Source organism: Xanthomarina maritima (assembly GCF_008084905.1).
Taxonomy (GTDB): Bacteria; Bacteroidota; Bacteroidia; order Flavobacteriales; family Flavobacteriaceae; genus Xanthomarina; species Xanthomarina maritima.
The window spans coordinates 223,528-234,562 of record NZ_VSFC01000062.1; the positions used below are offsets into that span (position 1 = coordinate 223,528).

Below are 11,035 nucleotides of genomic sequence, written 5' to 3' on the forward strand. Positions count from 1 at the left end.
TGATTTAATATCCTAAAATTAGGATTCTGTTTTTCTATTATCAATTACCATAACAGGTTTTCTACTCATGATTGGGAATTGCAATTTTTGAATTTCCTTTTTATTGTGAATTTCTATTTTTGGAGACACACGTAATTTGGCTCTAAAATGATCTTTAATTTGCTGAAGTAATTTGTCTGTAGGATTTTTTACAGCTATTTTAATACAAATTTCATCTGTTCCAATCGTGTTGTTTGAAATTTCAATAATGTAGCTTTCAACTTCACTAAAATCGTTTAAAATATTATCCATTGCTGGAGGATATAATGTAGTTCCTTTATATTTAATCATTTGTTTTTTCCTGCCTACAACTGGTCCTAAGCGCATGGTATTTCTGCCACAATTGCATGGTTCTGTATGTGCTTGAACCATGTCTCCAGTTTTAAAACGAAGTAATGGCATGCCTTCAACACCTAAAGTCGTTATAGTAAGTTCACCAACTTCATTAGCTGAAACAGGTTGGTCTTTTTCATCTAAAATTTCAACAATTATTAATTCTGGATGATGGTGCCCACCTTGTTGTTTTTCACATTCATTAAAAGCTGTATTCATTTCTGTTGAAGCATACGTTGAAAACAACTCAATTTGCCATTGAGAGGTTATTTTTTCAGCTAAAGTATTCAACGAAAAATCCTGATTTCTTAAAGGTTCGCCAATACAGATAGCTCCTTTTACTCCTGAATTATTTACATCGATATTATGTTGATTAGCATACTCAATCAATTTTAATAAAAACGAAGGTACAGCAATTAGATAAGTTGGTTTAAATTTTAAAATAGAATCCCATTGCAATTCTGGAATTCCAGCTCCAACACGAATAATACCAGCTCCTAATTGTCTTGCTCCTAAAAAGTAAGCCAATCCAGCCATAAAACGTCTGTCTATAGTTGTCATTAGTTGCATGACATCGTTTTCTGAAACACCAGAACAAGCAAAAGACATGGCTTCGTTATAAGCCAAACGGTTTAAATCATTATCAGTTAAAGCAAAAGTTACTGGATCTCCCAATGTACCAGAAGTGGTTACATAATCGATAATTTTGTTTTTAGGCACACATAAAAAATCGTTGTTATATTGTTGCAACTGATCTTTTGTAGTTGTAGGAATTTTTGTTAAATCTTCAAGAGTTGTAATAGAATTAATATCAATTTTTTGCTCTTTAAATACACGTTTATAATAAGGGGATTGTGTGTTTAAATAATTTAATAGACCTTTTAATTTATTCTCCTGAAAGGTTTTTATGTTTTCTGCTGATGCTTTTTCTATTTCGGGAATCATTCGTTTAGTTTCCTTTTAATCTTTTTAATATACAAATCTATCTGTTCTTGACTAGGAACTGTTGTAATTTCTTTAGTTTTTGCTTCTTCAAAAGCATTTAAAGCTGCTCTATAATACTTTTTTTCGTAATAATATTTTCCTACTAAATAATAGGCTTGCCAATATTCTGGATTAGCATTCTGTAGTTCAGTAAGCATGATTGGGACAATATAATCGTCATTACTAATTGATTTTTCAATTTGTCTGCTTAAAATGCGATATTTTTCATAGTCTAGATAGGCTTCTGTATATTGAAAAGAGTCTTCTTCAATAGTTAATGTTTTATTGTTTAATGGTAAAGCTTGATCATTATTTAAAGCTTCAGCAAAAACGGTATTTAGATTATAGGCTACAAACTCTCCTAATTGATACGGATTTGAAGAAACCCAAACCAAACGTTCTTCAGGTTTAAAAACAATTCCATGATGTGCTAAAAGCTGGTTTAAGGCTTTTTCATTGCCATATCCAATATTTTTATCTTGTAGGCCTTCTTTATTTCTTAAGATATCTACTGCTATTTCTGGTGTTAGTTTTGGTGTTTCATTTAAAAGTTCTTCCATTCGTTCGTAACGATATTGCGAATGGCTTTCGGCTTTATGTTTGATGTTTTTTTCATCTTTTGCATAAGCATCACTTTGAAAGTGATTGGAACAGATTAACTGATCGGAATTTTCAACCTCATAAACACCAAAATTCTTTGGCGAGACTTCAATCGTAATGGCTCGATTGTCATTGGAGCTTCCTATAAATATTGATTCTGATACAAAAACCTGACGTTTTTTAGCAATTTCAATAGCCTCTTCAATATTTGAAGCATACTGTAAAATTTCTCGAGTAAGAATAGAAATAGGTGTTTTTGCCACCCAAGGAATACTCGATTTTCCAGCGTTAATAGTAACTGTTAAACCTTGATCGTTCATTCCTGAAACAACTCCCAACATGCCAGCCCAAGTAACAGACATAAAATTGTAACCGTTTGTTGGTTTTACAAAAGCAACTATTTTATCTTTGGAAAAATCATCTCCAGCATAAAAATCAAAATTTCTACCAATAATTAAATCGCCATCTTCGGTTTTATTTCCCCAAGCAGCAAAAGATGAACAGCCAACAAGCATAAGGTCTTGAAGCGCATGGCCAATATCGTGAGCACTATGGAAATAAAGAATTCTTAAATAATCGTCTGCCACATAATCATAGTCATCTCCTGCATATTTAGAAACGCCTAAAATTTCAGCTTTGTATTCTTCAGGAATATGTAAATACATTTTACGGTTGTACCAAGCTAGAAGTTTTCGTAATAATTTTTGTTTTGATTTTGAAGGAACCAATTCATCAACCTTACTTAAAAAAGCATGTTCTTGTTTTTCAAAAAGTTCTTGAGTTAAACTACCAGTGTTTAATCCAATTTGATAAGGATCTCCAGTTACAAATAATTCCCATTGACCAGAAGAATTTTTTGTTAGATAACCATTATCTGTTGTAAATGATGTGTCTGATATTTTAGTGCGTTTGGGTAAAGCATCGTGATACATACTAACATCTGGAACATCTTTCAAGGAGTTAGAAACACCACAAGACACCAAGCTTAGTAGTAAGAACAATGATAATATGTAGGTTGCTAATCTCATGCTTTTTTTGATTTTGATGGTTTGTTAGCAGCAATAATTTTATCCAATAAAAACTCCTGACCTAAAATTTCCGAGCAAGTTACAACTGCTCCAATAGTAACCCCTAAAATACCATGCATGTTTAAACATTGTCCTGTAAATAACAGATTTTCAATTTTGGTTTTAGGTGAAATAAATGATTGCATAGATTTATTTACATCTTTAGCATAACCATACATGGAACCACGATTTGTTGCAATATAATCTCTATAAGATAAAGGAGATGAGGTATAAGTTTCTTGAATACAATCTCTAATGTTTGGAAATTTTTTCTCTAATTCAACAATGATTTTTTCAGCTTTTTCTTTTTTGAATTCTTCATAAGTTTGTCCTCTTTCGTTTTTATTAGCAACAGTGTTGAATGTTTGTTCCCAAGGTTCCACTTCTTCATAACGCATATATGTCATAATAGTCATATTATCTCCATATTCATCGTTGTTTTTCTTGATTCCCATGGATAACATATAATTTTCAGGCCAGCTTTCTTGTGTATATTGTTGCCCATTCCAAACGGCATCAACCGATTTAAAATGGTAATAATTTTTGTTTAAATATTTAAAACAACCAGGTTTTAAAACAATATATAAACTAAAAGCTGCAATGGTACTTTCTATATTTTCAATTCTGTTAATGTAGGATTTACGTAATTTCCCATCATCAATTAGTTTTAGAGTGAGTTTTGGATCTATATTCGAAATAAATAAATCGCCTTTAATTTCATTGCCATTTTCACAAATAACGGAACTTATTTTGTCTTCTTCAAACTCAAATTTTATGGCTTCATGATATTTGTAAACTTCTCCACCAGCCTCCAAAAGTCTTCGGATTAATAATTTGGTTATTTGGCTACCTCCATTTAAACATCGATACGCACTTTGAATGTAAGAGTTTACTGATAAAGAATGGACATAAAATGGTGTTTTATAACCATCTCCAGCATACAAAAAATTAGTTCCAGCTAAGACAGCTTGTAAGCGCTTGTTATCTGTAATAGATTCTAGAAATGTTCTAATTTGTAATTTAAAAACACCGTCTGCATAAGGTCTTCCAAGTTTTAATCTGTATAGTGGAAACTTGTCGCATGTCTCTTTTATTTTATTGCAATAAGCTTGAATCGCTATTTCTTCTTCTGGAAAATCTTTAACTAAATTCTTGATGAATTTTTCGTAACCTTGAGCATATTTGTATTCTACTTCATCGTCGTCAAACGTAATAGCATCAAAGCCATCTTCATCCATTTTTTTAAGAGCAAGCTCATCCATAATACCCAAAAAATTGAAGTATTGATAAAGATTTTGTCCTTTGTCCAAACTCCCAACATAATGGACTCCAGTGTCGAATATGGATTTGTCTCTTACAAAAGTTTGAAGGTTGCCACCATACTGTTGGTTCTTCTCCAAGACACAAACACTGTAACCTTCTTTGGCAAGTATGACTGCTGAAACAAGTCCTCCCAAACCACTACCAACTATAACAATATCGTAATGTGACTTTGGTTTCAAATGGTATGTGTTTTTGTTAATATGATACAATTATCTTTTTGTTGAACTACTTTAAAAGACTGTTTTTTAAATACTTCAGAATATAATTCAGAATCTGAATGTAATAAGATAATTTTTGTAAGCCCATTTAAAATTGTAGTTTCCAATTGTTTATTTGTTAAATTGATTGCGTCTAAAATAAGAACGTTAGCATTATTATTTAGAGTATCTTCAATTGTATCTAAAACTGAAATCTTATAATGATTATTGCTTATATAACTGTTTTTAACGATGTTGCTCACAGATTTGTTTTCAAAATAGGTATATATCTTTCTATCTGGTCTATCTAAAGCCAATAAGAAATCTAATTGTCCACAAGTTTTAGAAATATGCAGAATGCTATCTTTTTCTCCAACCGAATCCATGATGGTTTTGTAAGCTGTTCTATTAGTTTTTAAATCTAATTTCACCTGTTTATATAATGCATCTCCTTTATAACGAAACTCTTCTAAAACTACTTTGTGGAAATAGATATCATCTTCAATTTCCTGTCTAAAAGCATTAAATTGTTCTTTAAAGTATGCGCTTGTTTTTTTAGTAGTATCTCTAGTTGTTCCTAAAAATATATCATCTTCAAATGGTATTCTATCTAGTATTTTTACTGTAATGGCACCACTTTTTATAACGAAATTTCCTTTAGGTAGCACTTCGGAATTTCCATGAATCATTACTGGAACAATGTCTAATTTAAATTGTTCAGCTAAAAAGAAAGCACCTTTATGGAAGCGTTTCATTTTATTGGTGTAAGAACGTGTGCCTTCAGGAAACGCCATTAAACTGTAACCTTGATCGACCTTCTTTTGTAAATGGTCAACTCCTTTTTCAATACCACTTGACACAGGATAAAAACCTGCAAGTTTTACTGCTTTTCCAAAAAATGGGGAGTTGTAAACCCAATCGTTTACCAAAAAAATAATTTTGGGATGCAACATGCCAATAGCCAAAATATCTAAAAATGATGTATGATTGGCTATAATCATGGCTTGTTTTTCAAATGTTTCGTTTGAATTGTTTATCACTTTTGTTTTAAAGAACGGATAAGAATCTAAAACCGATTTCATGAATTTCGACATGACTTTATGAAACCAATTCATTTTAATTTTCATACTAATTGGTACCACTTTCATAAAAGCAATTCCAAGTAATGATAAAAATAAACCACCTAAACCATAATAAGTAAAAGAGATGGAAGAGTGAATAAACATGAGTATTGGCGAAGGTCTGCTATTTTTACTGCCAATAAAAAATCCAAATAAAAGTGGTTGGATAGTAAACGAAATAAGCATTGCAGATAAAATACCAATTAGCGACACCATGGAAATACTATGTAAAGCTGGATGCTTAGCGAAAACAAGCACACCAACTCCCAAAATAGTAGTAATAACTGAAAGTAAAATAGAGGTTTTATGGGTAGGTAAGGAGCTTTCCCCAGTTCTTAATTCATGGAGCAAACCGTTAGTTATAAAAATGCTATAATCGATACCTAAACCAAAAATAAAAGTTGTAATAATAATGTTGAAAATATTAAATTGAATATCCAACAAGCCCATAATTCCAATAGTTAAAAACCAAGTTAAAGCAATAGGAAGAAGCGTAACCAAGGTCAAAGAAAAACTGCGATAAAATAGTAACAGAAGCAGTAAAACAACTATAAATGAATAACCTACCAAACTATTGAAATCGGTTTTAAGGTTGCCCAAAAAGGTTTCATTCATTTGTTTTCTATCGATAACTAAAGTTTTCGAGTTGTTTTCAAATTTATGAAACAAGTTTTCTGCTTGTTCGTCTTTTAACTTTACTAAGGTTGTTATGGTTGTGAAACCTTCTTTTGAAGCAATGTAATCGTCAACCGAAATGGTTTTGAAAGCTTTAAAATCTTCTATACTTAATATGGCGAAATCTGAATCTAAATGTTTGTAAAATTGCTGAAAACTATTAGGCTTGAATCCTAACTTAGAGCCACTATCAATTAGGTTTTCTTTAGTATTTAGTTTGGTTTCTTCAGACCAAAAATTATTCCAAGTGGCAAGCTGTATTTCTTGTATTTGGTTAGATTTTATTAAAGCACTTATAGAACTAAAACCAATGACACTATCTTTCTCCTTTAAATTTTTTAAGGTCGAAAAAATACTGTCGTTTGCCAGAAGTACTTCATCTTCATTTGTTCCGTATGCAGCAATATAAACAGATTTGGAATTAATATTGGTTAAAGCATCTAATCGGTCTTGAGCTTTACGAAGATTGGTTGGTTCAAAGTTTAAATTAGCTAAGTCGTTATTAAAAGTTACTTTGTTATAGGTGAAATAACTCATAAAAAATAGTAACACCAATCCTATTAAAACCCATTTGTTTTTATGAAGTGGGTAAGATGCTACTTTATCAATAACAGTTGCCTTTTTTGTGGTTTTACTTTGTTCTTTATAAACTAGTGGAATAAAAATCAATGCAAAACACGAAGCACCAAGCACACTAATAGCTGCAAAAAGCCCAAGGTCTTGAAGCGCTTGAGAGTCTAAAAACAGCAAACATAAAAAAGCCAAAGCTGTTGTTAAACTACTCATTAAAATTGGCTTGGTAATTTCTTGATACAGGGCTTTTATGTTGTTATTACTACGAATATGCGTTAAAATATGTAAGGCATAGTCTAAAGTGATACCTAGTAATACAGAGCCAATTCCTAAAGAAATTGCAGAAATTTTTGTTCGTATTAAAAATAATAAAGCTACTGCAAGTAAGGCACCAAAAGCAGTTGGTGTGAATAGAATTAGTGGCACACTTAGCTTTCTATAAAATACAATAAGAATTAATAGTAAGAATGTTATAGCAATACCAACGGTTAGTTGAATGTCTTTTTTTATTTGTTTAGCATTGGCTACTGCTACTAAAGCACCACCAAAATATTCGCTACTTACTTTGCCTTTAAACTCCTGATTTAGTTTTGAATTTAAACTGTAAAGTTGTTCTGCAAAAAGGGCATTTTCTGAAGTTTCACTAGAAGCATGCGTTGGACTTATAAATAACAGAATATGTTTTTTGTCCTTGCTTAACAAAAAGCCATTTTGCATGGTAAACTCGTTGCCAAAACTTAATTGCTGTAACTTTTTTAAGGCTAAAAACGATAAACCTAATGGATCTCTTAAAATGGTTTCTTTGGCAACCATTCCAGAAGGTGAAATCAAGGTTTTATAATTAGCTTTAGTAATAGCCTCTATACTGTCTTTTTGAAGCTTATTTTGTATGGTAATATAATCGGATTCCTCTAAAAACTGAGGTAGATTATTATAGACAAAATCTAATGTATTTAGTATTTCTTCATCTTCAACTTTCCCTTGTATTTTAGTAAAATACTTGCTTGAAGAGTTGTTAATACTATCAATAAATTGTGAAGCGTATTGGGTTAAATTGTTGATGGAACCAGCAGATTCACGTTTAATATTTACAATTATTTTATCGGCAAAGTTTACTGACTTTAATACTTTTTGAGCATCTGCATTTTCTTCATTTATAGGAATAAGTTTTGTAATGTCTTCTTCAAAAGTAATTTTTGAAGCTAAAAAGCCTAAGCTTAAAACAATTAGGATTAAAGCAAAAAAGCCTACAATTTTTTTTGAGGCTAGATACGTATGTATGTTATAAAAAAAGTTAGTCATTTTTTAAAGTCATTTTCTTCCTATTTGAAAGGCTGAAGAAAATATATCCAATAAATCCAAAAACAATAGCTCCTATAATTGCCAAGGTAAAACTTCCAACAAGATACGTTTTTAGATGCTCAATTGCTTCAAAATTATCCATCAAATCTTCAATAGAATATGAAATATTTTCGCCTAAAACCCATTGTCCCAATTCTAAACTAGCAAAAATTATGAAAGGAATAAAAGGAGGTAAGCTTACGTTTGAAAACGCAAAGGATATGGCTTTGTTTAGTTTTAGAAAAATAGCAAGTGTTAAGACTAAAAAAGTATGAAATCCCCAAAGAGGAGAAAAACCTATAAAAGTTCCTAAAGCAATGGAAAGGGCTTTCTTTTTTGGAGAATCGTTGCTGCCTAAGAGATCTTCAACAAAGAATTTTTTAAGACCTTTTTTTTTAATATTTCTTAAAAACCGTCTAGGTAAATAATATATAAGAGTTAAAAAAACCAACCAGGTATTTAAGATGCTAATTCTTGTAAAATCTTTGAAAGGTCTAAAATGCGATACACGTTCAGTCTCATCATAAAGTACTTGAATAGGGATATTTTTAACTTCTACATCTTTCCAAGCTGTTTTTACAATTACTTCTATTTCAAATTCGAATTTGGTGGTGTAAAATTTCAGGTTTTTAATTACGTTTAAAGGATACAATCTAAATCCAGATTGTGTGTCTTTCAATTTGATACCAGTTTCTACCCAAAACCAAAAGTTTGAAAACTTGTTTCCAAAACTACTTTTTCCAGGAACCCCTTCTTGTTCCATGTTTCTGGAACCAATAATCAACATATCCTTGGAATTGTTCAATTCCAGTTCGTTTATAAAATTTGGAATATCGATTGGGAAATGCTGACCATCAGAATCTATAGTAATTGCAAACTGATAACCCAAAGAAACGGCAAGTTTAAAACCTTCTTTTAAAGCAAGGCCTTTCCCTTTGTTTTTTGGAAAATGAATTTGTTGAAGCTGTTGGTATTCTTTAAGAATTGTCGACGTAGTATCTGTAGAACCATCGTTAACAACAATAATGTTATTTGTTAATTCCAGAACACCATTTAAAACACGTTTTAGAGTACGTTGGTTGTTATATGTTGGAATAATAACACATACGTTTAAATCTGTAATTTTCTGTCTAATAAGCTTGTTAGTCACTTCAAAGAAGCCTTATTTTATTATTGTTCCGAAATTACTGATTTTTCTTCGTATTTGAAGCGCTAGCACATAATTAAAACTAAAATTTTTGATCAGGTTTTTTAGTTTTCTGTTTAAGAAGGTAGTTGTAATGTTTTAATGCGTTTACTATAGATTGTGCATTTTCATGTCCTTCTACACTCATAACTAATTTATGTTTATCCCATTTATCTTTCTTTTCATTAACTAAGAAAGGTGCATATAAATTTATATAAGCAAGATTGTCTTCTCTTCTGTCTGGTCTTCTAAAGGAATAAACGTTTTTAAAATCGTATAAATAATTACTTAATTCTTTAGATTTATCTTTATTCATGACAGTTAACCTTAAATAGTCTCCTTCAAATTTTGCTTTGTATTTATTTTTTAAATACCCATTATCATCGTAGCAATACTTACCAATATAATCTATTAAAAAAGCTTGAGTTTCTTCCATTGTTACTTCACTTTCATCATCATTATCATTTGGAGCATCAAATACTTCTTCGTCACCATTTTCAAAAATAATTTTAATTACTTCAGACTTTTCAATATGATATATAGGTCCATTTAAGTTTTCAAATTTCTTATAGGAAATAGTTTTAATATGAATTTCTTCAACTTTAGCTGAAATTTTTTCATGGTTAGAAGTTACAATAACATCTTGAGCAGAAATAGAATATGTGAATAGAAATAAGAGTAAAATGGTAATGTTTTTCATAATTTAATGGCTAATTATATTTATTGATTATTTATGCTTTGTTTTTCCAAATCTGTAAAAACATTAGATTGTAAAATATAATCTTTAACATGTTTTTTTAAATCTGTTGAAGAGATGTTGTTGTATTGTTTAAGCAAAAAGAGTTTGTCTTCGTCGATGTTGTCTTTATACTTTAAAATTTTAGGAGAGTTTTCTTGAATACCAATTCTAACAAATCTAGGTTCTATAGCATTTGGTTCTTTTTCTATAGCAAATTCTATGTAAGAAACACCATCAAAAAAACCCTCTTTTTTTTCTTTAACAGTTTCAGCGAATTTTGCTTTTAATGCAATGGAAGCTCCTTTATATGCTACTAATGTTACAGTACTATTTTTTGTAACACCTTCAAGCATTTTGTTAAAAGCTTCTACTTTTGTTTTATCGTGAGCAGCTTCTTTATAGGCAACACGAACTTGACTTAATTCTAAAGACAGAATAAATAAGCTACATGTTGTTATTAAAGTTATTAAAAATTTCACGGTTAGGTTTATTTTATAATGTAATTATTAGTCAATTTTAATGCCACAGTTTCATTAAAAGTCGTACAATTTTTTACTTTATAACCAGTTTCTGTTTCTGTAATATCTAATTCAAGAACTAAATCTGGTGTTATTTCTGGATTAATTATAGCCATAAATTTAACATTACTAGACGATTCCATAAAGAGTTTTTTGTCTACAATCTGCTCTGTTAATTCTTTAATAATTTGCATCATGCAAACACCTGGAGTTACTGGGTTTCCAGGAAAATGACCTTTAAAAATTTCGTGGTTTTTGTTAATAGTAATATAAGCTGTTGCCAAGTTTTCGGCAACAACTAAATTAGTTACTTTATAAAAATCTTTTAATAACATATAC

Annotated in this window: 8 protein-coding genes; all 8 read right to left on the bottom strand. The window is 30.4% G+C overall.

Annotated features, from left to right (window positions below):
• Positions 1-18: 18 nt before the first annotated feature.
• Positions 19-1,317: a phenylacetate--CoA ligase family protein gene (locus FVF61_RS13345; protein WP_148457232.1), complete on the bottom strand. Its 1,299-nt coding sequence runs from the start codon at positions 1,315-1,317 to the stop codon at positions 19-21.
• Positions 1,314-2,984: a C45 family autoproteolytic acyltransferase/hydolase gene (locus tag FVF61_RS13350; protein WP_148457234.1), complete on the bottom strand. Its 1,671-nt coding sequence runs from the start codon at positions 2,982-2,984 to the stop codon at positions 1,314-1,316. Before FVF61_RS13350 ends, FVF61_RS13345 begins: the two co-directional genes overlap by 4 nt.
• Entirely contained in the window at positions 2,981-4,525 is a 1,545-nt protein-coding gene (locus FVF61_RS13355; RefSeq protein WP_148457236.1) for a phytoene desaturase family protein, read from the bottom strand. The genes FVF61_RS13350 and FVF61_RS13355 overlap by 4 nt, the downstream gene beginning before the upstream one ends.
• Complete coding sequence (locus tag FVF61_RS13360; RefSeq protein WP_148457238.1) at positions 4,522-8,214, bottom strand: MMPL family transporter; 3,693 nt, start codon at positions 8,212-8,214, stop codon at positions 4,522-4,524. Before FVF61_RS13360 ends, FVF61_RS13355 begins: the two co-directional genes overlap by 4 nt.
• Positions 8,207-9,403, bottom strand: coding sequence for a DUF2062 domain-containing protein (locus FVF61_RS13365; RefSeq protein WP_148457240.1), 1,197 nt, complete (start codon positions 9,401-9,403; stop codon positions 8,207-8,209). Before FVF61_RS13365 ends, FVF61_RS13360 begins: the two co-directional genes overlap by 8 nt.
• Positions 9,404-9,482: 79 nt before the next feature.
• On the bottom strand, positions 9,483-10,139 hold the full coding sequence (locus FVF61_RS13370; protein ID WP_148457242.1) for a hypothetical protein: 657 nt from the start codon (positions 10,137-10,139) through the stop codon (positions 9,483-9,485).
• Positions 10,140-10,159: 20 nt separating this feature from the next.
• A complete protein-coding gene (locus FVF61_RS13375) occupies positions 10,160-10,657 on the bottom strand; it encodes a hypothetical protein (protein WP_148457244.1) in 498 nt (165 codons plus the stop codon).
• Between the two features lie 8 nt (positions 10,658-10,665).
• On the bottom strand, positions 10,666-11,031 hold the full coding sequence (locus tag FVF61_RS13380) for a hotdog family protein (RefSeq protein WP_148457245.1): 366 nt from the start codon (positions 11,029-11,031) through the stop codon (positions 10,666-10,668).
• Positions 11,032-11,035 lie beyond the last annotated feature (4 nt).